Genomic DNA, 25394 nt, shown 5'->3' with positions numbered 1-25394 from the left:
CCAGAAGCCGGCGTCCGAGCTCAGTCCTGGTCGCGCCCGAGCGCCACGTCGCGCCGGCCAGATCGATCGTCCGCACCATGGATCAGCTGGGCCCGGCGAGCGCGGTAGGCTCCCGCCGATGAGCGACGCCGCGGTCACGCGCTACCTGCTCGACGACGCCGCGGTCGCGCGGGCCGCCGCCGGGATCGCGGCCGCGCTCACCGCGGTCGGCTGTCGACCCGGCGAGCTGATCGCGGTGCTCGCCGGCAACCACCCGGGCTTCATCGCGGCCCGCGCCGCGGCGACCGCGCTCGACCTGGTGGTCGCGCCGCTCAACCCGCGCCTCGCGGCCGCCGAGGTCGAGGCGCTGTGCGCGTTCGTCCGTCCGCGGGCGCTCTTGGTCGACGCCGCCCACGCGGCCCAGGCCGCCGGCGTCGCGTGTCCGCGGATCGAGCTCGCCGCCGCCGCGGCGGGCGCGGGCGCCGCGGTCGAGCCCTCGGCGCGGCTCGGCGCGACCGTGCTGTTCACGTCAGGCACCACCGGCCAGGCCAAGGCGTGCTTCCGGCCCGCGGCCGCCGAGGCCGCGCGCGCCGCCGAGCTGACCGCGACCTACCAGCTCGCGCCCGACGACGTCCACCTCGTCGCCTGTCCGCTCGCGCACTCGGCGCCCGGCATCCTGGTCCGGGCCGCGCACGCCGCCGGCGCGCGCACGGTGATCCTCGACCGGTTCCGGCCGGCCGCGTTCCTGGCCGCGGTCGCCGACACCGCCGCGACGGTGTTCTTCCTGGTGCCGACCCAGTGGTACCGCGTGCTCGAGCTGCCGGCCGCGGAGCGTCCGCGTCCTGCCTCGGTCCGCGCCGCGATCGTCGCCGGGGCGCCGCTGGCGCCGGCGGTCAAGGACCGCATCCTCGACTGGCTCGGGCCCGACCGGCTCTACGAGTTCTACGGCTCGTCGGAGACCGGCACGATCACGGTGATCGGTCCCGACGCCCACCGCGCGCACCCGGGCTCGGTCGGCCGGCCGCCGCCGGGCGTGTCGGTGCGCGTGCTCGATCCCGACGGCGCGCCGGTCGCGCCCGGCGTCGCCGGCGAGGTGTTCGTCCGCTCGGCCGCGGTGATGGCGGGCTACCTCGACGCGGCCGGCGCGCTGGCGCCGCTCGACGCGCGCGACGGCCACGTCAGCGTCGGAGATCTCGGGCAGGTCGACGCCGACGGCTGGCTCACGCTGGTCGATCGCAAGCACGACACGATCATCTCGGGCGGCAGCAACGTCTACCCGGCCGAGGTCGAGGCCGCGCTCGCCGCGCACCCGGCGCTGGCCGGCGCGGTGGTGTTCGGCAGCGACGATCCCGAGTGGGGCCAGGTCGTGACCGCGCTGGTCGCGCCGCGGGCCGCGGCCCGGGCGCCGTCGGCCGCCGACCTCACCACGTTCCTGCGCGGGCGTCTCGCCGGCTACAAGCTGCCGCGGCGCTGGGCCTGGTGCGCGCTCGACGCGCTCCCGATCGGCGGCAGCGGCAAGGCGCTGCGGCGGGCGGCCCGCGCGGCCTACGCCGCCGGCGACTACCTCGCGCTCGGATCGAACGTGCGCGGGCCCGCCCGACGCTGATGGCAGGATCGCGCCGTGCCGATCGGAGGACCGACCCCGTCGGCGCCCATGGCCTGGGTCGAGGGCTTCTACCGGCTGCAGCGCGATCTCTCGCCGACGTCGGCGTCGGCGTCGGCCGAGCTCCAGGCCGAGCGCCTGGCGCTGGTGCGCGCGCGGTTGCCGCGCGCGCCGGTCCGCGGCACGCTGCCACCATGTGCGAGCTGCTGGCGATGTCGAGCCGGGTCCCGGCGACGGTGCGGCTGTCGCTGGGCGAGCTGGCGCGCCACGGCGGCCTGACCGGGCCGCACAAGGACGGCTGGGGCGTCGGGTTCTACGACGGCACCGACGCGCGCGTGTTCAAGGACGTGACCGCCGCCAGCGACAGCCCCTGGGTCGAGTTCCTGCAGCGCCAGCCGCTCGCCAGCTCGATCGTGCTCGCGCACGTCCGTCGGCTCACCCAGGGCACGCGCACGCTGGCGAGCTGTCAGCCGTTCGCGCGGGAGCTCGGCGGCCGCACGCACCTGTTCGCGCACAACGGCGATCTCGATCGCGCGCGGTTGCCCGCGGTGGCTCGCGCCGGCGCGCGCCCGCTCGGCGACACCGACTCCGAGCACGCGTTCTGCGTCCTGCTCGATCGGCTGCGCGAGCCGTGGCTCGGCGACGAGCCCCCGACGGTCGAGCAGCGGATCGCGATCGTCGGTGAGTTCGCCGCGACGCTGCGGCCGCTCGGCCCGGCCAACTTCCTGTACAGCGACGGCGAGCTGCTGTTCGCGCACGGCCACATCCGCACCCGCCCCGGCGGCGGCTTCGGCCCGCCCGGCCTCCACGTCCTGACCCGCGTGTGCGCGGTCGAGCCGTCGCCGATCGAGGCGCCGGGCCTCGCGATCACCGGCGCGCACGCTGGCGAGCAGCGGGTGGTGCTCGTCGCCAGCGTGCCGCTCAGCACCGAGGGCTGGGCCCCGCTCGCCGAGGGCGAGCTGCTCGTGGCCCGCGCTGGCGCCATCGTCGCGCGCGTGGCGTAGCGGCGCGGCGGTGCCGCGGCGCCTGGGGCCGACCGAGGCGCTGGCCCTCGACGGCGATGGCCGCGCTGCCGGCGTCGCGGGTCAGCCCACGCCCGCGCGTGCGCCGGCGATGTCGGCGCCAGGATCGAGGCACAGCAAGCGCACGCGGCCGGTGGCCAACGTGCGGCCCGCGGCGTCGGTGACCTGGGCCTGCCAGACCTGGGTCCGGCGGCCGCGCGTGATCGGCGTGGCCGTGACGCGCAAGACCCCGTCGCGCGCCGCGGCGATGAACGACGTGGCGTTCTCGAGCCCGACCACCGTCTGGCCGCGCCCCAGCGCCACCACCGCCGCGCCGGTCGAGCACGCGGCCTCGATGATCCCGGCGTGGACGCCGCCGTGGACGATGCCGTAGGGCTGGCGGTGGACGTCGGTGACCGTGAGCTCGCCGACGCACTCGTCGACCGAGGCCCGGATCAGCCGCAGCCCCATCGCCTGGTTCCATCCTCCGAGGTGCGCGTTGAGCTGGGCCGCGAGGTCGGCGGGGTCGGGAGGAACGGCGGGCGTGGTCATCGCCGCGAAGCGTGACGGACCCGCATCGCGTCCGCAACTCGCGACGCGCCGACGCTCCGTGGTGAGGTCGCGCGCCCGCGCGATCGCCGAGGTGCTACCGTGCGCCGTGCTCATCGCGGTCGAGCGCCTCCTGATCAAGCTGCGCCAGCCGGCGTCGCGGGCCGACGAGGTCGTCGCGGTCCGGCGGCGCCTGCGCGAGGAGCGCGCGCGCCCCATCGACGACGACGAGCGGGCCCTCGCGCTCGAGCTGCGCGCGCGCAAGCTCGCCGTCGCCGCCGAGGTCGAGGCGATCGCCGGGTGCCGCACCTGCGCCGCCGGCGCGCCCTGGCCCCGCGGCGGCTACGACGGCGGCGACTGCTGCGCCGGCGTCACCGAGGAGCTGTTCGAGGATCGCGAGATCGCCGCGCTCGCCCACGCCGGCACGCGCCCGCGCGACCTCGTCCCGCCCCCCGGCGCCGACGGCCACGCCGGCTGTGCCTTCCGCGGCGCGCGCGGCTGCACGCTCGCCGTCGCGCACCGCCCTGGCCGCTGCGTGTACTACCTCTGCACCGCCGCCCGCCGCGAGCTCCACGCCCGCGGCCAGCTCGCCGCCGTCGAGACCAAGCTCGCCGACCTCAGCCGCGCCATGCTCGACTTCGTCACCGTCCACCAGGCCCGCGTCGACGACGACGTCGCCGCGCCGATCGTCGCCGGCATCGCCGCGGCCCTGCGCGGCGCGTGACCGCGGCGGCGCGACCGCGACGGCGCGATGGCGGCGTCGTCGACGCGGGCCTGGTGGACGGTCGCCCGGCCGCGCGATGGACCGCGCACGCCGCTCGATCGGGTGGCCAGGCCGCGGCGTCCGCCCTCCGGACCGCGCCCGCGCCGGCGACGCCCAGCCAGGCGCCGCGGCGGGTTGTTGGCGCGGCGCGCCCGGGTGACAGTCGGCGCGTGACCCTCGCCCTCGATCCCCACGCGCTGCGCGCGCACTACCGCCAGTTCCTCGCGGTCCCGGCCGGCGCGCCGCGCCGGGTCCTGCTCACCGGGCACTCGCACCAGGCGTGGCCCGACGTCGCGCGGGCCGGGCAGGACGCCGCGTTCGCCGACGCGGCGCTGCACGTCGACGACAAGTGGGCGCGGGTGTTCGCGGTGCAGGACGAGCTGCGCCGTTACATCGCCGAGCGGATCGGCGCCCAGCCCGCCGAGCTGGCGTTCGCCGCCAACACCCACGAGCTGGTCGCGCGCTTCCTGTCCGCGCTCGACCTGCGCGCGCGGCCGCACCTGGTGACCACGACCGGCGAGTTCCACTCGATGGATCGCCAGCTGCGCCGCCTGGCCGAGGCCGGCGTCGAGGTGACCTGGGTCGACGCCGCTCCGGTCGACACCCTGGCCGAGCGGCTGGCGGCGGCGGTGCGCGACGACACCGCCGCGGTGCTGGCGTCGAGCGTGCTGTTCGAGACCGCCACGATCGTGCCCGACCTCGCCGCGGTCGCGGCGGCGGCCCGGCGCCGCGGCGCCCAGGTGTTGATCGACGCCTACCACGCGTGGCACGTCGTCCCGATCACGCTGGCCGAGCTCGGCGACGACGTGTTCGTCGTCGCGGGCGGCTACAAGTACGCGCAGTGGGGCGAGGGCACGTGCTTCCTGCGGGTGCCGCCCGGCGGCGCGGCGCTGCGGCCGGTCTACACCGGCTGGTTCGCGGGCTTCGCCGAGCTCGAGGGGCCGCGCGATCGCGCGCGGGCGATCGGCTATGAGGCCCACGGCGCCGCGGCGTTCGCCGGCAGCACCTTCGATCCCGCCAGCTTCTACCGGGCCGCCGCGGTCGCCCGCTTCGCCCAGGACGCCGGCCTCGACGTCCGCGGCTGCGCGCGCTGTCGCTGACCCAGACCCAGCGCCTCATCGACGCCGCGCTCCGGCTCGAGCTCACGGTCGTCACCCCGCTCGACCCGGCCCGTCGCGGCGGCTTCGTCGCGATCGAGACCCCACGCGCCGGCGCCCTCGTGCCCGCGTTGCGCGCCGAGGGCATCTACGCCGACGCCCGCGGCAGCCGGCTCCGGCTCGGCCCGGCGCCGTACGTCACGGACGACGAGCTCGACCTCGCGGCCGCGACCCTCGGCCGGTTGCTCTCCGTCGGCTGACGTGGGGCGCGCTGCCACATTGTGCGCATCCGCACGGGTCGACTTGCCCCGCTCCTCGAGCGCGTCGACGGGAATAAGGAGGAGCGCGACCGCGGTCCCGATCACCGAGATCGCGGCGGACCCAAGCCGCGCGCAGGCTGCTCGCGCCACCCGCCGGAGCGAAAAAGCTGCGCGATCGGCCACAAGTTCCCACCAGTGACGCGCTCGTCCGCAGCCTCGGCGCGATCCCTCAGCGAACGTTCTTCCATCTGAAATCAAAAGGATTTCGGGCCCCATCGTGGCCCGGGACATCCAGCCTTGAGCCGTATTCCGGCGCGGCGGCGGCCGGTGCATTGACGCACCACGCCGGATCGCCCGCACACCTTGCGCGCGCATCGGATCATGCGCGGCGAATTGCCGGCGATCTGGTGCGGCGGCGCGGTTCATGGCCAAGGACCGGCGAAATTTCGGCCCTAAGAAGGGTTCGCCTGGGTGGTGTAGGTTTTGCACACGTCGGGGCAAACATCGTGGAGAGGTTTGCCATGCGCTTGCGACCACTTGGACTCGGATTGATGGTTGTCGGGCTACTCGCCTGTACAGGCGACCCTGGCCCCAACGGCGGCGACGGCCACACCGCGCTGGCCACGACCTCGGCCGAGCCTCCGGGGGCCAACTGCGCCAACGGCGGCGTCGTGGTCCAGGTCGGCGTCGACACCAACGACAACGGCACGCTGGACGCCAGCGAGGTCACCTCGACCTCGTACGTGTGCGACGGCGACCCGGGCGGTGGCGGCCACAGCTCGCTGGTCACGACCGCAGAGGAGCTGGCCGGCATGCACTGCCCGTTCGGCGGCGTGCGCATCGAGACCGGCGTCGACGTCAACGACGACGGCACGCTCGACCCCAGCGAGGTCAACGCCGCCGCGACGTCGTACGTGTGTAACTTCGGGCCGAGCGGCGCGCTGTCGCCGAGCACCGGCGTCAACGTCGAGATCGAGTCGGTCAGCACGACCTCTCCTGTCACGGTCCGCTTCAACATGAGGGACGACCGCGGCTTCCCGCTCGATATCGGCGCCGGCGGCCAGGCGGGCGTCTACTCGATCAACACCGCGATGCAGCCGCGCTTCGCGATGGGCTACTTCACCAAGAGCGCCAGCGACATCGTCTCGCCGCTCACGATGTACACCAAGACCGCGAGCACCTCGGTGCCGGCGGGCACGCCCGGCCAGTACAACCCGACCGGGACCGCCGCGGGCCACGGCACCCTGACCGAGATCGGGCGCGGCGCCGGTGAGTACCAGTACGTCTTCCCGACCACCGACACGGCCAACGGGCCGCGCGCCGTCGCCTACGACGCCGCCCACCTCGCCGACAACCACGTGGTCTGGGTCCAGGTGACCCGGCAGACCGATCTGTTCTACACGATCAACGCCAACACCTACTACGCCGCCAACGAGCCGTACTACTTCGTCCCGAGCGGCGCCGGCGCCCCGACGGTCCGCGAGATCGTGTCGCCGGACTCGTGCAGCGGGTGCCACGCCAAGTTCAAGACCGAGACCACGACGTCGGCGGCGTTCCACGGCGGCGGCCGCGTCGACCCGACGATGTGCAACACCTGCCACAACCCCGGGCGGACCAGCAACCCGCTGGCCGACTCGGCGTCGTTCATCCACCGCATCCACAACGGCGCGCAGGTCGCCACCGCCAACCTGTTCCACGGCATCGAGGCGACCTACCCCCGCGACATCCGCCAGTGCGACGCTTGCCACGGCAGCGCCACGCAAGGCACCCAGTCGCACACCGTCCAGAACCGGCTGGCCTGCCAGGGCTGCCACGACTACGTGTCGTTCACCGGCGCGGCGGCGCAGACCTGCGGCGCCGGCGGCGCGGTCGTGTATGGCATGGACGGCAAGCCGCTCCCGTGCAACCACCTCGGTGGCCCCCAGACCGGCGACAACACGTGCGCGACGTGCCACGGGCCGGCCGGCCCGTTCCCGGTCGCCAAGTACCACGTCCCGGTCGCCAAGCCCGACCCCGCCAACGCCTGGCTCCCGGGCGGCACCAACAACAACACCAACGCGTCGTACGTGGCCGCGGGCGGCTACGTCCCGCCTGGCGCCGACACGATCACCTACGACCTGAAGAGCGTCGACACCTGGCTCGACGGCGCGATCAAGCGTCCGCAGATCACGTTCAAGCTGAAGCGCAACGGCACCGACGTGGTGTTCCAGACCTACAGCGCCGGCGTGGTCACCGAGCTGATGCCCAACTTCGTCGGCTCGCCCAGCGTGTACTTCGCGTTCGCGGTGCCGCAGGACGGCAACGCGTCGCCGACCGACTTCAACGCGTCGGCCAGCGGCTACATCAAGAAGATCTGGGACGGCAGCGCCACCGGCACCGGCGCCGGCACGATCGCCGGCCCGGACGCGACCGGCTACTACACCATCAAGCTCACCGGCGTTCAGATCCCGGCGACCGCGAAGATGCTGACCGGCGGCGTCGGGTACACCTACTCGCTGTCGAGCACGCCGCCGCTGGTCCAGACCAACGTCATGGGCTTCCCGTGGACGCCCAACGTCCCCGCCGACGGCAAGGCCCAGGGCGGCCTGAGCGTCCCGGCGCCCAACGTCTGGAAGACCGCCACCGGCTTCACCGGCCGCCGCGCCATCGTCGACAACGCCAAGTGCAAGGCGTGCCACGGCACCCTCGGCGTCGAGCCGAACTTCCACGCCGGGCAGCGCAACGACGGGCCGACCTGCTCGTTCTGCCACAACCCGAACCGCACCAGCTCGGGCTGGTCGGCTGGCTCGAAGTACTTCCTCCACGCCATCCACGCCGGTCGCAAGCGCACGACCCCGTTCACCTGGCACGCGGCCGCGGTCGGCGCTGGCTTCGGTGAGGTCGAGTTCCCCGGCACCCTCAACACGTGCACGACCTGCCACGTCCCCGGGACCTACGACTTCTCCAACGCCGCCAACCTGACCGCGCTGGCCAACGAGCCGCTGACCACCGTGGCGACCGGCGTCTACAACACCGACCCGCTGGTCAACTCGACCTACTACACGATCTCGCCGTACGTGGTCTCCGACGGCGTGACCAACTACGGCGGCGGGTTCTCGTTCAACGCGGGCACGGGCGCGACCACCGAGGCGGCGCCGACCACGCTGGTCCTGTCGCCGATCACCGGCGCGTGCTCGGCCTGCCACGACTCGACCCCGGCCCTCAACCACATGCAGGCGATGGGCGGCATCTTCTACGGACCGCGCTCGTCGGTCCCCGCCGGTGGCACGCAGGAGCAGTGCGTGATCTGCCACGGCCCCGGCCGGACCGCCGCCATCGGCGAGGTCCACCAGCGCTAGCCCCATAGCGCCACGGTCGTCCTCCAGCCCCGTCGGGTCACCCCCGGCGGGGTTCGGTCGTTTCGGGGCTCGGCTGCTTCGCCGAGGACGGCCGGCTCGTCGCGCGGTCGTCCGTGATCCGCGGGCGCGCCGGCGTCGAGGCCATGATCGCGCGCGTCCTCGCCGATCCGCAGGTGCTCGGGTTCCGCGTGACCAGCGTCATCGACGCCGTCGGCACGACCCAGCGTCGAGTTCTTCGACGCCGGCGAGCTCGACACCGACGGCCGGATCGCCACGTTGCTGGTGTTCGCCGGCCCCCTCGCGGACGCGACGGCCTGACCACGTTGGGTCGACACCGCCCCCCGCCGGATCAGGTCAGAAGAACTCGCCGCTCGCGGGGGCGGTCGGGCTCGCCGGGGGCCGCACCAGCTCCAGCAGCTCGCGCGCCAGCGGCACGACCTCGCCGGCGTCGCCCTGGGCCGCCGGGGGCAACGCCGACCACCGCTGGACGATCGCGTCGATCTGGTCGCTGAGGCCGAAGAGCCGCTCGGCCTTCACGAAGGCCTCCTGCATCACCTCGCACACCAGGTCGGGCAGCACCGCCGCGTAGGCCAGGGCCCGCCCGAGCTCGGCGGCGATCTTGGCCTTGAGGTCGGTGTCGTGCTTGATGAGCACGCCCCGCTGGGACAGGAACGCGAGCGAGTCGAGATACTTGTCGAAGCCTTCGCAGTCGTTGCGATTGCGCGCGGCGTCCCCAGCCTCGAGCACCTCGCGGACGTGGAGGAACTCCTTGCGGGTGTCGGAGCGCAGGTAGAAGAACACGTCGCGCTCGATGAAGTCGACCATCACCGCGACGACGCTCCGGTAGTTCGCCTCGGCCGCGGCCGGCGCGGTCGCGCGGTCCTGGATCGTGCGATTGAGACGGCGGACGGTGCGCCGCAGCTCGGCGACCGCGCGGCGCACCGCCAGGCCCTTGCCGAGGGTGTCGCGGTGCCCCGGGATCATGCGCTCGGGCTCGGCGTGCCCGAGGAAGCACTCGTACACGCTCGCCATGACCGCGAAGACCCCGTCCATCAGCGCGGACGTGGCGTCGTTGAGATCGACGAGGGCCTGCTCCATGCGGTCGTGGGTCAGCGCGTCCGAGAAGCGGCGATCGAACTCGCGCAGCTCCGAGCTCAGCCCGTACTGGAGCGTGTCGATCTCGCCGATGAGCGAGCGCCACTTCTGCTCGTCGGTCATGCTGCGCACGGCGATGATGCGCGGCGACGACGTCCGGGCCGGCGCCTCGGGGGCGGCGCCGTCGGGCGCCCCCGGCGCGGCCGCCTCGCCCGCCAGCACGCCGAGCATCTCGAGGAGCCGGCGGAAGTGGCTCAGGACCGCGTCCGCGACGATCTGGATCTGCGCCTCACCGTCCTCGTGGGCGTACATGGCGGTGTCGAGCTCGCCGAGCGCGCGGACCGCCTCCTCGCCGAGCTGCAGCAACTTCTGGACCTTCCGCCGGATCTTGCGATCGGCGATCGCGCCGAGCAGCTCGGCGAGCGCAGTATTCTCGGCGACCTCGGACACCCCAGTGGAATTGTACCTGGCCGCCGCCCCGGTGAGACGTTTCTTGCGGCCGTCCGACGGCATCCGATGGGGCAGCGCGCGTCGACCTTCCTCGTTTTTCTGAGGCGCGGGCCGGTCGGTGGGCGCGTCGGGCCTGACGCTGCGGACGCCCTCCGTGACCGCGCGATCCGCGACCGCGTCGGCGTGCTGGTCGTGCGCGCAGGTCGCTCGCGTCGACGCCGCGGACGCGTCCGGGGCGCGTCCTCCCGACGCTACCCCGGCGGCGGCAGCGCGCGAGCGGGCCGCGGGATCCGCCGACGTGGATCCGCCGCGGTTCCGGTCGGGGCGCACCTCGAGGTCCGGCCGCGGCTCACCGCGCGCGCGCGCGTAGCGCACGTGGGTCACGCGCGGCGATGGGATGGTCTCCACGAGCTCGACCCCGACCTCGCGGCCGATGCCTTCGAAGAGCCGGCGCCCGCCGCCGAGCATGACCGGCGAGATCGCGAGCGCGAACTCGTCGACGAGCCCCGCGCGCAGGTACTGCTGGATCACGTCGGCGCCGCCGGCGATGCGGACGTCGCGGTCGCCGGCCACCGCGCGCGCCTGGCGCAGCGCGCTCGCGATGCCGTCGTTGACGAAGTGAAACGTCGTGCCGCCGGGTCGCACCCACGGCGCACGGACCTGCGAGGTCAGCACGAACACCGGCGTGTGGAACGGCGCCTCCTCGGGCCACATCGCCTCGCCGAGCTCGAACATGCGCTTGCCCATGATGCTGACGCCGGTGCGCGCGAACGTGTGCTCGACGATCTGGTTGTCCGTGCCGGTCTCGCCGCCGTCGCCGAGCTTCAACCGCTCGCGGAAGAAGCGCAGCGGGAAGACCCAGCTCTGGAGCTTGCTCCACTGGGCCGCCCAGTCGTCGAAGGTCGGATCGCCGGCGTGGGCCAGGTCCATGCCGGGCGGTGCGAGGTATCCGTCGAGGGAGACGCTGACGCTGAAGAACGCGATGCTCATCTGTACGGGCCTTTCGCCGTGTAGTCTGGTCGTGAAACGACGGGCGCGCCCGCCGGTCATCGGTCCATGAGCGAAGAATTCGATCCCCTGGTCCAGGCCGCCCGCGGGGGCGACGAGCGCGCGTTTCGTGCGCTCGTCGAGCCGCTCGGCCGCGAGCTGCACGCGTACGCCTACCGCATGCTCGGCGGCTTCCACGACGCCGACGACGCCCTCCAGGAATCACGGCTCAAGGCGTGGCGCGCGCTCGCGACCTACGAGCCGCGCGGCACCTTCCGCGCGTGGATGTACCGGATCGTCACCAACACCTGCCTCGATCTGCTCAAGGTGCGGTCGCGCCGCGTGCTCCCGCAGGACGTGAGCCCGTCGATCGCGCCGGGGCCACCCACGACCGCGCCGCGCGCCGACATCGCGTGGATCGAGCCGTACCCGGACGCGTTGCTGCCGACGGCGCCCAGCCCTGAGCAGGCCGCGCGCCTGCGCGAGAGCGTCCGGCTCGCGCTCGTGCGGGTCGTGCAGGTGCTGCCGCCGCGCCAGCGCGCCGCGCTGATCCTCCACGACGTGCTCGACTGGAGCGTCGTCGAGGTCGCCGCCATGCTCGAGACCACCGAGGCCGCGATCAACAGCGCCCTGCAGCGCGCCCGCGCCACGATCGCGCGCGCGGCACCGGCGACGTCGGTGCTCGCGCCGAGCCACGCGGAGGTCGTCGAGCGCTTCGTGCGCGCGTGGGAGAGCGGCGACTTCGATGGCTTCGTCGCCCTGCTCGCGACCGACGCGGTCATGAACATGCCGCCCTGGGAGTACTGGCTCGACGGCAAGGACGCGGTGGTCGCGACGATGCGGTCGCCCGGCACCTGGGACGGCGAGCCGCGCCCGGGCCGCTACAAGATGGTGCCCGCGCCGATGAACGGCGAGCCCGCGGCGCTGGCGTATGTCCGCGCACCCGACGGTCGCTACCACTCCGTCTGCCTCACCGCGTTGTCCCTCGACGCCCACGGCCGCATCGTCGAGCTCACGACCTACGTGCTGCCCGAGCTGTTCGCGGCCTGGGGCTTCCCGGCCGTGCTCGACGCCTAGTGCTCCGACCGGATGATTCTGAACCCGCCACGATCCCTTCAGGTCGCTTCGCGCCTGTGGGAACCCTGCCGATCCATCCCCATGGGCTTCGTTCCAACTCCTCGAGTTACAGGCAGTAGCCCTTCGTCGTTGCGCCTCGCCCTTGGGGCGCCTCGACGCCGTGGACGGATCACAGTCACCCGGTCGGCGCACTAGTACGAGCTGCACGAGGCGGGGAGGGAAGGCGCGACCATCACGCCGCCCGCGGGATCACGGCTCGCGCGGCGGCAGCCCGCACTGCTCGCGGCAGTACGCCTCGACGGTGTCGGCGTCGCCTTCCTCCGTGGTCTCGCACTCCTCGTCGCAGCGCAGCGCCTCCTGATAGTCGCGATCGGGAGCCTCCGGGGCCTTGGCGGCGGGGCGCGCTGCCGCGGGCGACGCGGTGGGGGCCTCCGGGGCCTTGGCGGCGGGCGACGACGCGGGCGACGAAGCGCCGCCGCAGGCGAACAGCAACATGAACAACGGCATCGAGCAGCGGAGCATCGCGGCAGCGTAGGCGATCTCGTGCGCGCGTGCGACGACCGTGCCCCGCCCGAAGCTAGGCTCATCGCATGGCCGAGCAAGATCCTGGCAGCCCGAGCGCACCGGCCCGGCGCGGCGCGGCTCGTGTGGCGCCGGAGCGGAAGATGGCGTGGTCTGAGTGGGGCCCTGCGGACGGCGCGCCGGTGCTGTTCTCACCGGGCGCGGCCACGAGCAGTTGCTCAGGCTGCCGCCGGCGCGGTCGAGCGTCTGGGTGTCGGCTGATCGCCTTCGACCGGCCCGGGCCTCGGCGGCTCGGATCCGGACCCGGGCCGCACGCTGCTCGACACCGCCGCGGACGTCCGCGCGCTCGCCGCGGCGCTCGCGCTCGCGCGGCCGGCGATCATCGGGTTCTCGCAGGGCGCGCCGCTCGCGCTCGCGTGCGCCGCGGCCGACGCCGTCTCGGCGGTGGCGGTGGTCTCGGGGACCGACGAGCTGGCGGGGCCGGTGCTGCGCGGCATGCTCCCGCCCGAGGTCCGGCAGCTCGTGGAGCTTGCGGAGGCGGACCCACTCGCCGCCGAGGCGCTGTTCCGCGGCATGATGACGCCGGCGACGCTGCAGGAGATGGTCAGCAGCCGCAGCCCCGAGGTGGACCGCGCGGTCTACCTCGAGCCGACGTTCGCCGCCGCCTTCGCGTCCGCCCTCGACGAGGGCTTCGCCCAAGGGCCGGACGGCTACGCGCGCGACACGCTCCTGGCGATGCAGCGCTGGCCGTTCGACCCGGACGAGCTCCGCCAGCCCGTGCACCTCTGGTACGGCAGCTGCGATACGAGTCCCTTCCACTCGCTGGACTTCGGCGCCTCGCTCGCGCGCCGCATCCCCGGCGCCGCGCGCACCGTCGTGGCGGGCGCCGGCGGCTCGGTGCTATGGACGCACGGTACCGAGATCCTCGAGGCGCTGCTGGAGGCGCGGCGGGGGGCAGGGGGCTGAGGAGTGGCTACGGGCCCCCCGATCGCGCAGCCGGGCCTGAGCCAGTGTCTTGGCACCGGTCACCCGGTCCAGGTTCACGCGGATCTACGTGCCCACCGACACGCTCGCTTGCTCACGCACGATCGATGGGTGCGCCGGCGCCGCGGATCCTCGCCCCGCGTCGCGCGGCGCTGCTCGCGCTCAGGCGCGCTGGGCTTCGCGCGCTTCTCGCGCAGCCCGGCGCCGCGCGTACCCGCGGTAGATCCACAGCAGCAGCATCGCGCCGAGCACCGAGGCGACGAAGCCCGCCGTCTCGTTCGTGCGATACCAGCCGCCCGCGACGCCGATGAGGCGCGCGGTCACCGCGCCGAGCACGCCGAGCAGCGACGTGACCAGCAGGCCAGCCGGACCACGCCCCGGCATCAGCAGGCGCGCGAACGCGCCCACGATGACACCGATGAACAGGACCCAGAGGATGGACATGCGGCCTCAGTAATCACGATCGTCAGGCCGCGCCAGTGGTGCCGTCGCGCAGCGCCCGCGGGCCGCGCGCGCGCCGTCGGCTGCCGGCGTACGTCCCCGGCGTGCAGCCCACCACGCGCACGACGTGCCGGTGCAGCGGGCTCTGGTCGCAGAACGGCTACGTCGCCACCGACCTCAACGCCTACCAGGGCCTCCGCACCGTCGCGCAGGGCGCCGCCATCATCGCGCGGCTCGCGACGCTGCCCGCCGGCGGCCCGACGGGCGGCTTTTCGACGACGCCGGCGCGGTGCCATGGTGAGCCTGGCGCCCACGGCGCGGCGTGGCTATTGCGCCAGGACCGTCACCTGGCCGTAGTTGAGATTGCCGCTTCGCGGCGCGCCGGGATGGGTGCAGCGTCCCGCCGGGTTGATGAAGAAGTAGCTCTCCGCGAGCACCGTCGCCGGGTTCAGGTTCTTCTTGAAGTGGAAGGTGTAGCTGTCGGGGAACGGATCCTTCATGTGGCGATTGTTCGCGTTGCTGACGTCGTTGGCGATCGTGCGCCGACGCGCGTGAAGCTCGGCGGTCCAATCGGCGAGGCTCTTCTGCCGTTCGGGGATGTCGGCATATCCAGCCGCGGACGTGCTCAGGTAGGTCTGGCCCAGCGAGACCCGCTCCTGGAGCGCGCGCCAGAGGGCGAGCTCGTAGACCTCGAGGAACACCGCGTTGGTGTCGAGGGTCTCGTTCCACAGCGCGGAGGAGAGCTCGTCGGAGTTCGCGATGTCGTTCTTCGTCTGGTACCCCGTGATTGCGCCGCGGCGACCTTCGACGTTGGCCCACTTGTTCGGGCACCCACCGCGGCGCCGCTGAAGGCGCCCAGCGACGGGTTCGCGACCGGCGCCGCGAGCACGCCCCGGCGCTTGCTGTTGACGAGCGCGGTCGCCAGCATCTGCTTGCACCCGACCGTCGCCAGGTTGTACGGGTCGGGCAGCCCCGTGATGGGGTCGACGGGCAGCGGCCCGAGGGGAGGCGTTCATCGCCGAGAAGAGCGATGGCGCGTCGGGGTCGACGCCGGTGCGGAAGAGGCCGTTTCGTCCGTTCTCGAGCGCGAGGTTGGTCTGGTGGTCGAAGTCTTCGAGATAGCCCAGGTTGGGGGCGACCGGCGCGAGCGGGTCTTCTTCCTCGTAGTGGGTGGCATCGGTGACCTTCGGGAACCCATCCTGGATCAACATGTAGTGCATCGTCGTGCGGCGGCCGAGCCCGATGAAGATGGCGTTCTCGACCGCGGTCATGAACGCCTGCGCGTTGGCCTCGGTGTAGCCGCCGGCCCAGACCGGCGTCGCCGGCGCGTCGCCGTTGCCGACGTAGCGGTAGTTGTCGACGGTGGTCTTGACGGCGCTCGCCCAGTCCTGGGGCGTGGCCCAGATGCGCGTATTGCAGTAGCAGCTCGCGTTGACCGGGTCGGCGTGGCTGAGGCACCGCTTGGGCAGCCGCATCTCGCCGGTGAGGAAGTTGAGGCCGGTGACCTTGAGGCTGCCGAGCGCCTGGAAGTGCGTCGCGCTGGCGCGGATGTGCGCGGTGACGTCGTCGATGGTGGCGATCATCGCGGCCTGGTAGTTCGCGTCGCCCGGCGAGCCCATCGTCTTCGGGTAGCCACAATGCGTCGCGTCGACGACGTAGCTGCCCGAGGTGCCGAAGTCCTGGGTCTCGATCGGGAGCACCGAGCGCGCGACCAGCTCGGTCTGCGAGCTGTCGATGGTCGGCAGCGAGCCGGCCACCTGTGACGGCGTCTCGCTGAACAGCCAGTCAGGGGTGCCGGCGCCGGCGAGCAGCTCGAGGAAGACGAGCTTGCCGCGCTGGGCGGCATTCTCGAGCTCGGTGTCGAGCTTGGTGTAGTCGTGAACGTAGACGCCAGGGCCCGGCGCCGTCTCCTTGTAGAGATCTCGCCAGTTGATGCGGACCACGCCGCCGGTCACGTCCGGGTTGTCCCACGTGCTCTGCAGGATGTAGGGGGAGTTGGAGCTCGCGACCTTGCCGTTGCGCCGGAGGAACTTGCGGCACAACTTCCCGGTGCCGACGATGACCGGGTCTTCGAGTCCGTCGCCGTCCTGATCCCAGGTCTCGATGGCTGAGGGGAGCGTGCCACCGGCGGCCAGCGCGATGTCATCGCACGTCTGCGCGGTCGTGCCTTCGTAGTACCTTCGGCCTCTTCCGGACCGAGCGCATAGATGCCAGACGTCCCGCGACGAAGTGGCCCCGTCAGCTCGTTGTCGTCGCCCGGCAGGACGTGCGAGATGTCGTAGGCTCGGTTCGTCTGCAAGCACGCCGTCGTCGTCGCCGCCAGGATCTCCGCGAGCGACACCCGCACCACCGCGTCGGTCGTCCGCAGCGTGCCGCTCGCCGCGACGAAGGTCACGCTCTCGCCTTCATTGACCGTCACGTTGGGCGGCGTGAAGGAGCCGTCCAGGTTGACGGTGACCGTGCAGGGCGCCGCGCACAGGGGCGCGACCACGATGGCCGAGGACAGGGTGTCCGTCGCGAGCTCATCGGAGGTCACGCACGCCCCGAGCAACGCCGCCGGGACCAGCAGCCGGTAGATGTGAAGGTTCATCCTGCGTGGCTAGAGCAACCACCGTGCCGCTCCGGAACCGCGCCAGCGCCGCCGTTGGGCGGGACGCTGGGATCTGGAGGTACCGCCGGCGCCGCCGAGGCGGCGAGCGCTACGTGCGCTGCGTCGGCGAGGAGCTCGGCCCCGAGGCCCAGCGCGCCCGGGCGAGGACCGGCGAGGAGCTCGGCCCCGAGGCCCAGCGCGCCCAGGCGAGGACCGGCGTCGCGCCCGCCGAGCGCGCGGGCTGGAGCGAGCTCGTCGCCGAGGCGCGGGTCGCCGACGTCGAGGCCGCGCTGAGCCCCTGCTCCCCACGACCTTGATCGGGGGGCGTCGCGTGCACGCGCGTGATCGCCCCATGGCCGACGCGTGCGGTAGTGTCCAACCATCATGCGCACGCTGCTCCTCACGGCCCTGGTGACGCTCGCCGCGTGCGCGTCGCGCGCCGACGCGCCGCGCGCGACCGAACCGTCGAGCCCGCCGGCCCCGCACGCCGAGGCGTGGACCCTCCGGTTCGATCCACCGCTCGAGACCGAGGGTGGCCTGGGCCAGCACGGCCTCGTCTGGACCGAGGTCGTCATGGACGTGGCGATCGATCTGAGCGCCGCCGAGCTCGTCGGGACCTGCACCTGGGCCTACGGCGACACGTTCATGCGCGCCAGCGCGACGCTGGCCGGTAAGCGCACCGGGGCGCACGTGCAGCTCGCCGTGGCGCAGCGCGGGCGGCGACGAGTTCCTGACGCTCGAGGGTGACGAGCAGGGCGGACAGGTGATCGGCACCGCCACGCTCACCGCGCACGGCCCCATCCTGCGCCAGGGGCCGCCGTGGCAGGGCCGCTTCACGATGGTGCGGGGCGCGCCCCCGCGCGGACCCTGAGGCGGCGCGCGTCGCTGCGTGGACCGGTCGCCGCGCCGCCTCGAGACGGGCGCGCGCCGCGACCCCATGCCAGGGTGGGTGCATGCATCCGGCGTTGGCGGCGTTGGCACCCAGGCAGGCTCGTGCGCTCTTCGATGACCCCGAGGCGTTGGAGGCCTGGCTCCGTCAGCACCAGCTCCGGTACCGCGAGGTGATCGCCGTCATCGGCGAGCGCATGCTCGACGTCGGGGCCACGCCGCCCGCCGTGCGGCCGAACCGCCGCGACACCGCGGAGCCCTCGCCTTCGTCGAGCGCGCGGCCCGGCTGCCCGCGCGGCTGCGCGCGGTCGCCGCGCTGTGCCTCCGAGACGGCGCCACGCTCGACGAGACGGCGGCGCGGCTCGGCATCGCCCGTGAGACCGTGCGCGTCCACCTGCGCCGCTTGCGAGCGCTCCAGCGCCGCCGCCGCCCGAGCGCCGCGCTGATCGGCGGAGCTGGGGCGGTCCTGGGCCGGAGAGGGCCCTGTTCACGCGGCGTCGTTACCCAGTGGGTAAGCGCCGGTCAACGAAGTCGAGCGGATGCGCGCACCGTTGTTACCCACTGGGTACGCGCGCGCGCGCAAGGCCGCGACTGGACACAGGCGCGGTTACCCACTGGGTAACCGGGCCGTCCGCCCCCAGGCCCATGACCGTGGCGCCGCACGCGGTCGCGAACCGCGGCGCCGTCCGCCGCCGGCGTCGCCGCGCCCATCGGCCGAGGGTGCCGCCCGCGATGCGCGACGTCCCCCATTCCGCCGCTGGCCACCTCGGGTCGCTCGACCCTATCGCCGCGCGAGTGGCCGGCGGCTCGCGTGGCGGACCCGGACGACCACCGTCAGCCTCGCGCCTTCCGGCAGCTTGGCGCGCGTCACCACCTTCCCTCCACCACCTTGGCGCTCACCGAGTGCATGGGACGACGGCAGCACGGCCAAGCGCGAGCCAAGGGCGTGGTTGGGCGCGCGGGCAGGTCGCCGCCGCGGTGACGTACTTGCCGGCCCGGCGCCGCCGCGCCGCATCACATCGGCGGCGAGGCGGTCCGGTCCTCGACGAAGATGGCGTCCGGCACGATCAGCGAGCCGGTGGACACCCACTGCTCGGCGGCGCGCACCCCACCGATCCCGATCGTCCCGGTCGCCGGCCCGGCCGGCCCGAGCGCCATCGTGCCGATGACCGCGACGCCGGCGGCGCTGGTCACCAGGTCGGTCGCCGGCGTGAGTCCGCCGCGGCTGGCGTCGACGAAGCGCACGTCGGCGCCGGGGCGCAGGGTGATGAACGCGCTGGCCAGCTCGGCGCGCCACTGCGGCGAGCGTCGCCGCCGGCGCGACGATCGTGTGATCGAGGCGGCAGGGGTCGGACGCGCCGTTGGAGCACGCGCGGTTGTCCGACAGGGTCAGCGCGCGGCCGCCGCCCTCGACGCGGAACAGCATGATCGGGAAGAACGTCCCGGCCCCCGCGTAGACGGCGACCGGCCCGAACCGGCCCTCCGCGTCGGTCGTCGCGGTCGCCAGCAGCGGACAGTCGTCCGCGGGGATGTCGCCGTCGGTGTCCCACGCCGTCGTGATGGCGACCGTCGCGCCGGGCACCGCCTGGCTGGTCGTGAAGTCGACGATCGTCCCGCTGACCTCCACCGTGATCGCGCGCCGGACGTCCGGCTGGACGCAGTGCGCCGGGGCCGGGGCCGGCTCGGGCGGCTCGAGCGGGTCCTCGCCGCAGGCGGCGAGGGCGAGGGCGGCGAGGGCGAGGGCGGCGAGGGCGAGGGCGGCGAGGGCAGCGGTGGGGGCGGAGGCGGAGGCGGGGGCGGAGGCGGGGACGGGGGCGGGGACGGGGGCGGAGGCGGAGGCGCGGGGGCGGAGGCGGGGACGAGGCGCGCATGGTGGCCGTAGCAACGCCTGTGCCCCGCGACGGTGGGCCGCCACGCGGCGGAGGCGGCGCCGGAGGGGCGCCGGTGGTGAAGGCTCATCGATGGCGCGCTGTGCAGTTCCCACTGCCGTGATGGCGCACGGCGGAGGCGCGGCGCGAACAGCACCGCGATGCCGGACCCGGAGACGCTGAGCAAGATCCAGGCGCGCCACGCCAAGCGCCTGAAGTCCACCACGGGCAAGGCGCAGTCGACCACGCTCGACCTCGCCGGCGCGTCGCGGCCGCTCACGGCACGGTGAAGGTGGCGACGAAGGCGGTCCCGTCCGCGGTCGCGGGCAGCGCGACGTCGGTCGCGAGGGTGACCGCGCCGCGGTACCGGCCGAGCAGCACGACGCTGGTCCCGGCCAGCAGGGCGCGATCGACGCGGACGCCGTCAGGCAGCCGGTAGCGCCACCGACCACGCCACGGGTGACGTCGACGACGCGCACGGCCGCGCGGCGCTCGTGGGTCACCACGGCGATCGCGCCGGCCCCATCGGAGCTCACGCCGATCAACTCGAACAGCGAGAACCGCTCGACCATCGACGCGCGGGTGCCCGTGGCCGCGACGGCCTCGAGCAGGTGGTCGCCGCGCGTGAGGCGCGTCGCGCCCCCGCTCCCGGCGGTGAAGCCAGCGCACGGCTGGGCACCGGCGGCGCCCAGCCGGTGGGTCGCGACCACCGCACCGCTGGCGCCGTCGATCCACGCGGCCACCTCCTGCGGCGCCGCGTCGGCGAGCGCCATCGCCGGCGCCCCGCCGAGCCGCAGCGTCGGGCCGCGCGCGACCAGGCAGGCGACGAGCTGCCCCGCTGACACCTGCGCGGCGGCGAGGTCGACGGTGTCGGCGTCGGTGTCGGTGTCGGCGTCGGTGTCGGTGTCGGCGTCGGTGTCGGTGTCGGTGTCGGTGTCGGTGTCGGTGTCGGTGTCGGTGTCGACGTCGGCGTCGACGTGCCACGCCACGGCGCGCCCGCGCGCGCCGATCAGCCGTGGTCGCGCCTCGTGGCGACCCGCGACGACGAGCACGTCCCCGACGGCGCCGACCACCCGAGCGTCGTTGAGCGGGGCGGCGGCCAGCGGCCGGGCGCCGGCGGGATCGACGCGCACCGCGAGGGTCTGCGGTGGCAGCCGGACCGCACGGCCCGCCCAGCGCACGCGCGCGGCGCCACCGACGCCGAGCACGAATCCGTCGCCGACGAAGGTGGCGCCGCGGATGGTGGTCAGGCCGGCGCCGACGCCGACGGCCGGCGGCGCCGCCGGGCCACCGACCACGACCGCGAACAGCGGCCCGTCGCCGTTGGCCGGCTCGGCGGGCCCCGCGCCCAGCGGCGACACCCGACGTCGCTCGCGGCGAACGCCACCGCGACGCCGACGCGCCCATCGGCGGCGACCGCGACCGCGACGTCGTCAGTCGCCCGTGCCGGGAGGGCCATGGCCCAGCCCGCGCTCGCCGGCCCGAGGTCGGTGACGTCCCCGGGATCCGCCGCCTCGAGCTCGTCGCGATCCGCGGGTTCGGTCGGCGCCGGGCTTGGTTCGAGGCCCCGATCAGCGGGGCGTCGTCGCGCGCGGGCTGCGCGCCGGGGGGCGGCGACCGGTACGCGGGCGGCTCCCAGCTCGGCCGCCTCGACGGCGAGGGCTCGTGGCTGGCGATCACCGCCGCCACCGTCCACCCGACGCACCCGAGCGCCAGCACGCCGAGCACCACCGAATTCCACGGCCGCGTCCGTCCCAGCGACGTGACGAACAGCGCGGTGAAGATGGCCATCAGCGCGGCGATCAGCAGCATCGATCCTCCCGTCTTCGGGGCGGCGGCGCCTGCATCCACAGGCGGCGGTGGTGATGGACGGGACGCGTCGGCGAACCGCGCGATCGAGCCGGTGGGCGGCGGGCGTCGGGAGTCCGTGGGCATCGTGACGCAGGTATCGACCGCTGTCGCCGGCGGTTGCGTGGGCCGGCGGGCCGAGGGGCGGGCACCGTGGACGCGTCGACGATCCGTCCGGGACGGTCCCGGTCCGGAGCGCCAGTTCTCACGCGGCGCCGTTACCCAGTGGGTAAGGGCCGGTCAACGAAGTCGAGCGGATGCGCGCACCGTTGTTACCCACTGGGTAAACGCGCGCGCGCAAGGCCGCGACTGGACACAGGCGCGGTTACCCACTGGGTAACCGGGCCGTCCGCCCCCAGGCCCATGACCGTGGCGCCGCACGCGGTCGCGAACCGCGGCGCCGTCCGCCCGCCGGCGTCGCCGCGCCCGTCGGGCCGAGGGTGCCGCCCGCGATGCGCGACGTCCGCCATTCCGCCGCTGCCACCTCGGTTCGCTCGACCCTATCGCCGCGCGAGTGGCCGGCGGCTCGCGTGGCGGACGCGGACGATCCAGACCTCTCGCTCGGCCTCGTGGACTCGGTAGGCGACGAGGTAGCGGCTACGATGCAGGACCGCGACGCGGACGTCGCCCACCGATCGCGGCGGGTTGGCCTGCCCAGCATCGGTTGGTGCTCCGCAGGTCCATCATCGAGTCCAGTTCGCGGTCGAACAGGCGCGGTGCCTGAGGACGTGCAACGCCTGTGCCCCGCGACCGTGGGCCGCCGCGCGGCGGAGGCGGGCACGGAGGGGCGCCGGTGGTGACGGCTCATCGATGGCGCGCTGTGCAGTTCCCACGGTCGTGATGGCGCGCACGGCGGAGGCGCGGCGCGAACAGCACCACGTCGTCGCCAGCCCCGCCGCGAAGGCGTCGACGATCCGGCCGCGAGCCGATCCCGGCGGTGTTGACGTCCCTGCCGTCCCGGCATACGCCACCGCGATGGCGAGCTGCCTCCACTGTGACGCAGAGCGAAGGGCAAGCGCGACTGTCCAGCGCTCGGCGGATGATCTGCCCGCCCTGTTGCGGCCGGCACCGACTCGGCGAGATCGCGTGCCCACCCGGTTGCCGTTGGCTCGGCGGGCTGGCGGTGGTGCGCGCGAACCAAGCGCGCGCCTTCACGCGCGGACGACTACGCCGCGGCGACCGACAAGCTGATGGCGTTCGTCATGCGCCACGCGAGTTCGAGGCCCGGCGGGTCGCTCGCCTTCCTGCGCGACATGATCGCGGGAGTCGGGAGGGTGGGGCGCGCGCGACGACGGCGGATCCCGGAGTGGATGGGCCCAGTGCTCGATGGCTTCGTCGGGTACGGCGCGCGCGATCGCGACCGCCGGCGTGCGGTCGATCGCTTGATCGCCGCACGGGGCGCGATCTCTCCTCCGGCGAGGTCGCCGCACTCGGTGCGCTCCCGGCAGGCGCGGGCGTCCTGTTCGGAGGTCGTGGCGGTGGAGTCGGCGCTGGCCCTACCCGCGCGATCGACTCGGCGACGGCGAGATCATGGTGCGCGAGCTGACGGCGAGCACGCTCCGGCCCGGCGAGGACGTCATCTTCGCGTGGGTCATGGCGGTGGGCGACCACCTCGAGTTGACCGGCGCGTCGATGCGCGTGCCGCCGGCGCACGTCGCCGCGGTCGCGACCGCGCTCGCCGACGAACTGGACGCGCTGCGCGGTGAAGCGCAGGCCGCCGATGTTGCCGAAGTCGCCGACGTCGCGCTCGACGCGCTCGCGGAGGCCGTCGCGATTCTTGCGAGCGCCAGCCCCTGGTGACGACGCACGGCGAGCCGCTCGTCTTCTGCGCCGCGCACTCACACGGTCGGCGACGGCGCGGCCGTCCAGGCGCGGCTGGTCGTCGCTGAGATCGACGACGACGACCTGACGGCTGCGATCTCTCGATGACGTGGTTTCGATCGCGAGCCGAACCCCCGCTCGCCCACGGACCGACCGTCCTGGGCCAGCTGCGCGTCGCCGATGGCGAGCTGGTGCTCAGACGAACTCGCGCGCGCGGCTCGCGCCTGTCGCGCCTGATCGAGACGCTCGGGGAGCTGGCGGCGCACCGCGCCGACACGTTCCAGGACCCGGAGAGCGGCGCTGCGCGACCGACGCGCAACATCGCCGTCCGCGCCGACCTCGGCGGGGGTACCCCCGAGGTCGCGGCCGAGATCGTCGGTCACCGTGCCTGCGCGACCACTACACCGCTGGATGGACGAGCCGGTGCCGGCGCTCGATGGCAAGCCCCCTGCAGCAGCGACGCGGACCGCGGCCGGCAAGCGGCGCGTCGCGGCGCTGGTGATGACGCGAGCGGTTGTCACGCGCTATGCCGAGCCGTCCCCCGGGTTCTTCGATTGGCCGGCGCGAGCTCGGGCTGCCGGTCCGCGAGGCGCCCAGGACGGCCCTGGTGTACGACGCCGACGAGGCGCCGGCGCCGTCGCACCTAGTTAGCGCCGCCGAGGACGTCGGCGCGAACAGGCGGCCCGCAATACCATGCCGGGCTCACCGATCACGCACACGGTGGCGCGGCCCGGCCTCTACACCGCCCCTGCACGTGATCGTCGAGAACCGTGTCGCCGCCGGCGAGCCCGGAAGAGACGGCGGCGACGTCCGCCGCCTCGTCAGCGCGGGCACGACTCGTCACGAGGGCGATCCACGCGGTCGCCTCGGTGGTCGTGCGCCGGATGGACGCCGTGTTCGGGAGAAGCGCCGATCGATCGCCGAAGCGCGTCGCGCGCGAGCTGGACCAGGCCCGCGCGCGACTGGCATGGGTCATGAGGGACCGCGCGCGGGTGTGCCCAGAAGGCGTCATCCCCGGGCGGAGAACCGAACGACGCCGACGCGCCGATCACACTCGGGCGAGGCCGTGGCGCCGCTGCTCGAGCCGCCTACGCCGATGCGGGACACGAACATCGCCGGCCGGCTCGTGACCAGGCGCATCACCTCACGGCGCGGCGGATGTGATCGCGCTCGCCGAAGCTTTCGCTCAGCACGGACGCGACCTTGCGGTGGACCTTCGCGTCGTCCGGCGGTGCGACCATCAGACCCGCGACGGTCTCCTCGGTCTGTGCCCACAGCTTCACGTAGGTCGTGATCGACCGCGTGATCGGCGTCGAGGAAGGACACCAGTGGTCGAGACCTGGGCGTGGGCGGGATCCCCGCGCTCAGGATTGGGTCGCCCGCCGGGCCCACAGCGGATCGCGAAGTATGGCGCGCCCGTGGAACCGGCATCGATGGCAGGGGGCCGAAGCCCATGGCGTCGCTCGCGTTGCCGTCGACGTCGTCCAGTCGAGGCCGACGAGGACGCACCCTGCGGCGACCGGCCGCGGTCGCGACCGCGCCATCGTGGTGATCCGGCCTGCAGCGCGGTCGCACCTCGACGGGTGCGGCCTCGCTCGCGAAGAGGCCCGGCAAGCATGATCGCGGAACGCGCCCCGGCGCCGTGGACGTCGGGCCGGTGTTGAGGTCGTCGACGTTGGGGACATCGACGTGCGCGGCCTGTGGCGACCCTGTCCGGCCGCCACCAGATGCGCGGCGAACCGGCACTGAGTCGACCTGCGGGAGCCACGACGAGAAGCGTCGACCGCCTCCTTCACACGCCCTCCTCCTCCGCGACGGCCCGGTCGGGCGCTGTTCTCAGTCGTTCGCGCCGGTCGGCTCGGCCGGCGGATCGCGATCGTGAAGCAGGGGTGCCGTCGTCACGCGTGACCATCGCGCTACCCGTCGCCACCGCGTGTGCGCGATCACCATGCCGGCGTCGGCGCGTTACTCGGCTTCGGTGAACACCCTCGTCGTGGGCACACCAGGCGAGCGCTGGGGTCCATCTCATCCTCCCTCGAACCTGTTCCACGGATATCACCAACCATGCTGTTGAGCGACAATTACATCTCCCCAGCGACGACAGTTACATCGCCCCATCCTCGAAGGCGTGACTCGCCGGCCTGCGCAGCCTGCACCCAGGGGTGCGAGGCTGGTGGGATGCGACCGGTGGGCGACGCTCGGGCGAGGAGAATGATGGAGGAGATGAGCAAGC

Annotated in this window: 18 protein-coding genes and 3 pseudogenes; 12 read left to right on the top strand and 9 right to left on the bottom strand. The window is 73.9% G+C overall.

Annotated elements, in window-relative coordinates; genetic code table 11:
- Positions 1 to 118: 118 nt before the first annotated feature.
- Both IPL61_39245 and IPL61_39240 read left to right on the top strand, forming a co-directional pair.
- Positions 119 to 1585, top strand: coding sequence for an AMP-binding protein (locus IPL61_39245; protein ID MBK9037217.1), 1467 nt, complete (start codon positions 119 to 121; stop codon positions 1583 to 1585).
- Positions 1586 to 1776: 191 nt separating this feature from the next.
- On the top strand, positions 1777 to 2586 hold the full coding sequence (locus tag IPL61_39240) for a class II glutamine amidotransferase (protein ID MBK9037216.1): 810 nt from the start codon (positions 1777 to 1779) through the stop codon (positions 2584 to 2586).
- Positions 2587 to 2667: 81 nt separating this feature from the next.
- Here the strand turns inward: IPL61_39240 and IPL61_39235 are convergent, their stop codons facing one another.
- Positions 2668 to 3135 (bottom strand): PaaI family thioesterase, encoded by a 468-nt coding sequence (locus IPL61_39235; GenBank protein MBK9037215.1) that lies wholly within the window; start codon positions 3133 to 3135, stop codon positions 2668 to 2670.
- Between the two features lie 106 nt (positions 3136 to 3241).
- On the opposite strand from IPL61_39235, the gene IPL61_39230 reads away from it, so the two are divergent.
- The 3 genes and pseudogenes from IPL61_39230 (at position 3242) to IPL61_39220 (ending at position 8590) form a co-directional block, all read left to right on the top strand.
- The gene (locus IPL61_39230; protein MBK9037214.1) at positions 3242 to 3856 is read left to right on the top strand and encodes a hypothetical protein; all 615 of its coding nucleotides are present in this window, start codon (positions 3242 to 3244) and stop codon (positions 3854 to 3856) included.
- Between the two features lie 209 nt (positions 3857 to 4065).
- A pseudogene (locus IPL61_39225) lies at positions 4066 to 5252 on the top strand (aminotransferase class V-fold PLP-dependent enzyme).
- Between the two features lie 551 nt (positions 5253 to 5803).
- A complete protein-coding gene (locus IPL61_39220; GenBank protein MBK9037213.1) occupies positions 5804 to 8590 on the top strand; it encodes an OmcA/MtrC family decaheme c-type cytochrome in 2787 nt (928 codons plus the stop codon).
- Between the two features lie 1911 nt (positions 8591 to 10501).
- Here the strand turns inward: IPL61_39220 and IPL61_39215 are convergent.
- Positions 10502 to 11125 (bottom strand): annotated as a pseudogene (locus tag IPL61_39215) (dihydrofolate reductase).
- Between the two features lie 66 nt (positions 11126 to 11191).
- Here IPL61_39215 and IPL61_39210 point away from each other — a divergent pair.
- Positions 11192 to 12199: an RNA polymerase subunit sigma-70 gene (locus IPL61_39210; GenBank protein MBK9037212.1), complete on the top strand. Its 1008-nt coding sequence runs from the start codon at positions 11192 to 11194 to the stop codon at positions 12197 to 12199.
- Between the two features lie 249 nt (positions 12200 to 12448).
- Here IPL61_39210 and IPL61_39205 read toward each other — a convergent pair whose 3' ends face one another.
- Positions 12449 to 12721, bottom strand: coding sequence for a hypothetical protein (locus IPL61_39205; protein ID MBK9037211.1), 273 nt, complete (start codon positions 12719 to 12721; stop codon positions 12449 to 12451).
- Positions 12722 to 12789: 68 nt separating this feature from the next.
- Here IPL61_39205 and IPL61_39200 point away from each other — a divergent pair.
- A pseudogene (locus tag IPL61_39200) lies at positions 12790 to 13687 on the top strand (alpha/beta hydrolase).
- Between the two features lie 180 nt (positions 13688 to 13867).
- Here the strand turns inward: IPL61_39200 and IPL61_39195 are convergent.
- Positions 13868 to 14149 (bottom strand): GlsB/YeaQ/YmgE family stress response membrane protein, encoded by a 282-nt coding sequence (locus tag IPL61_39195; GenBank protein ID MBK9037210.1) that lies wholly within the window; start codon positions 14147 to 14149, stop codon positions 13868 to 13870.
- 323 nt (positions 14150 to 14472) lie between these two features.
- A complete protein-coding gene (locus tag IPL61_39190; protein MBK9037209.1) occupies positions 14473 to 16188 on the bottom strand; it encodes a hypothetical protein in 1716 nt (571 codons plus the stop codon).
- 661 nt (positions 16189 to 16849) lie between these two features.
- Here IPL61_39190 and IPL61_39185 point away from each other — a divergent pair.
- From IPL61_39185 to IPL61_39175, 3 genes are all read left to right on the top strand, one after another.
- On the top strand, positions 16850 to 17053 hold the full coding sequence (locus tag IPL61_39185) for a hypothetical protein (GenBank protein MBK9037208.1): 204 nt from the start codon (positions 16850 to 16852) through the stop codon (positions 17051 to 17053).
- 67 nt (positions 17054 to 17120) lie between these two features.
- The gene (locus IPL61_39180; protein ID MBK9037207.1) at positions 17121 to 17483 is read left to right on the top strand and encodes a hypothetical protein; all 363 of its coding nucleotides are present in this window, start codon (positions 17121 to 17123) and stop codon (positions 17481 to 17483) included.
- Positions 17484 to 17763: 280 nt separating this feature from the next.
- Positions 17764 to 18246 (top strand): helix-turn-helix domain-containing protein, encoded by a 483-nt coding sequence (locus IPL61_39175; GenBank protein MBK9037206.1) that lies wholly within the window; start codon positions 17764 to 17766, stop codon positions 18244 to 18246.
- Between the two features lie 392 nt (positions 18247 to 18638).
- Here the strand turns inward: IPL61_39175 and IPL61_39170 are convergent, their stop codons facing one another.
- Both IPL61_39170 and IPL61_39165 read right to left on the bottom strand, forming a co-directional pair.
- Positions 18639 to 18869 carry a hypothetical protein gene (locus tag IPL61_39170; GenBank protein MBK9037205.1) on the bottom strand — a complete coding sequence of 77 codons (231 nt, stop codon included), beginning with the start codon at positions 18867 to 18869 and terminating at the stop codon, positions 18639 to 18641.
- A gap of 2971 nt (positions 18870 to 21840) precedes the next feature.
- On the bottom strand, positions 21841 to 21972 hold the full coding sequence (locus IPL61_39165; protein ID MBK9037204.1) for a type II toxin-antitoxin system RelE/ParE family toxin: 132 nt from the start codon (positions 21970 to 21972) through the stop codon (positions 21841 to 21843).
- Positions 21973 to 22870: 898 nt separating this feature from the next.
- Between IPL61_39165 and IPL61_39160 the strand changes: the two genes are divergently transcribed.
- Entirely contained in the window at positions 22871 to 23140 is a 270-nt protein-coding gene (locus IPL61_39160) for a hypothetical protein (protein ID MBK9037203.1), read from the top strand.
- 38 nt (positions 23141 to 23178) lie between these two features.
- On the opposite strand, the gene IPL61_39155 is transcribed toward IPL61_39160, so the two are convergent.
- A complete protein-coding gene (locus IPL61_39155) occupies positions 23179 to 23544 on the bottom strand; it encodes a hypothetical protein (protein ID MBK9037202.1) in 366 nt (121 codons plus the stop codon).
- A 28-nt stretch (positions 23545 to 23572) separates the two neighbouring features.
- Here IPL61_39155 and IPL61_39150 point away from each other — a divergent pair, with 28 nt between their 5' ends.
- On the top strand, positions 23573 to 23812 hold the full coding sequence (locus IPL61_39150; GenBank protein MBK9037201.1) for a hypothetical protein: 240 nt from the start codon (positions 23573 to 23575) through the stop codon (positions 23810 to 23812).
- A 488-nt stretch (positions 23813 to 24300) separates the two neighbouring features.
- Here the strand turns inward: IPL61_39150 and IPL61_39145 are convergent, their stop codons facing one another.
- Positions 24301 to 24444, bottom strand: coding sequence for a hypothetical protein (locus IPL61_39145; GenBank protein MBK9037200.1), 144 nt, complete (start codon positions 24442 to 24444; stop codon positions 24301 to 24303).
- Between the last annotated feature and the right edge of the window lie 950 nt (positions 24445 to 25394).

The organism is Myxococcales bacterium (assembly GCA_016717005.1).
In the GTDB taxonomy this organism is placed as follows: Bacteria; Myxococcota_A; Polyangia; order Haliangiales; family Haliangiaceae; genus UBA2376.
The sequence above is the reverse complement of the archived record's forward strand: the minus strand, read 5'-3'. Positions and strand labels throughout refer to the sequence as shown.

What these genes read in the sequence shown, in the direction of transcription:
- IPL61_39150 (MBK9037201.1), top strand. Translation starts at nt 23,573, where the DNA reads ATGGACGAGCCGGTGCCGGCGCTCGATGGCAAGCCCCCTGCAGCAGCG.
- IPL61_39245 (MBK9037217.1), top strand. Translation starts at nt 119, where the DNA reads ATGAGCGACGCCGCGGTCACGCGCTACCTGCTCGACGACGCCGCGGTC.
- IPL61_39205 (MBK9037211.1), bottom strand. Translation starts at nt 12,721, where the DNA reads ATGCTCCGCTGCTCGATGCCGTTGTTCATGTTGCTGTTCGCCTGCGGC.
- IPL61_39220 (MBK9037213.1), top strand. Translation starts at nt 5,804, where the DNA reads ATGGTTGTCGGGCTACTCGCCTGTACAGGCGACCCTGGCCCCAACGGC.
- IPL61_39210 (MBK9037212.1), top strand. Translation starts at nt 11,192, where the DNA reads ATGAGCGAAGAATTCGATCCCCTGGTCCAGGCCGCCCGCGGGGGCGAC.
- IPL61_39180 (MBK9037207.1), top strand. Translation starts at nt 17,121, where the DNA reads ATGCGCACGCTGCTCCTCACGGCCCTGGTGACGCTCGCCGCGTGCGCG.
- IPL61_39195 (MBK9037210.1), bottom strand. Translation starts at nt 14,149, where the DNA reads ATGTCCATCCTCTGGGTCCTGTTCATCGGTGTCATCGTGGGCGCGTTC.
- IPL61_39240 (MBK9037216.1), top strand. Translation starts at nt 1,777, where the DNA reads ATGTGCGAGCTGCTGGCGATGTCGAGCCGGGTCCCGGCGACGGTGCGG.
- IPL61_39235 (MBK9037215.1), bottom strand. Translation starts at nt 3,135, where the DNA reads ATGACCACGCCCGCCGTTCCTCCCGACCCCGCCGACCTCGCGGCCCAG.
- IPL61_39160 (MBK9037203.1), top strand. Translation starts at nt 22,871, where the DNA reads ATGGTGCGCGAGCTGACGGCGAGCACGCTCCGGCCCGGCGAGGACGTC.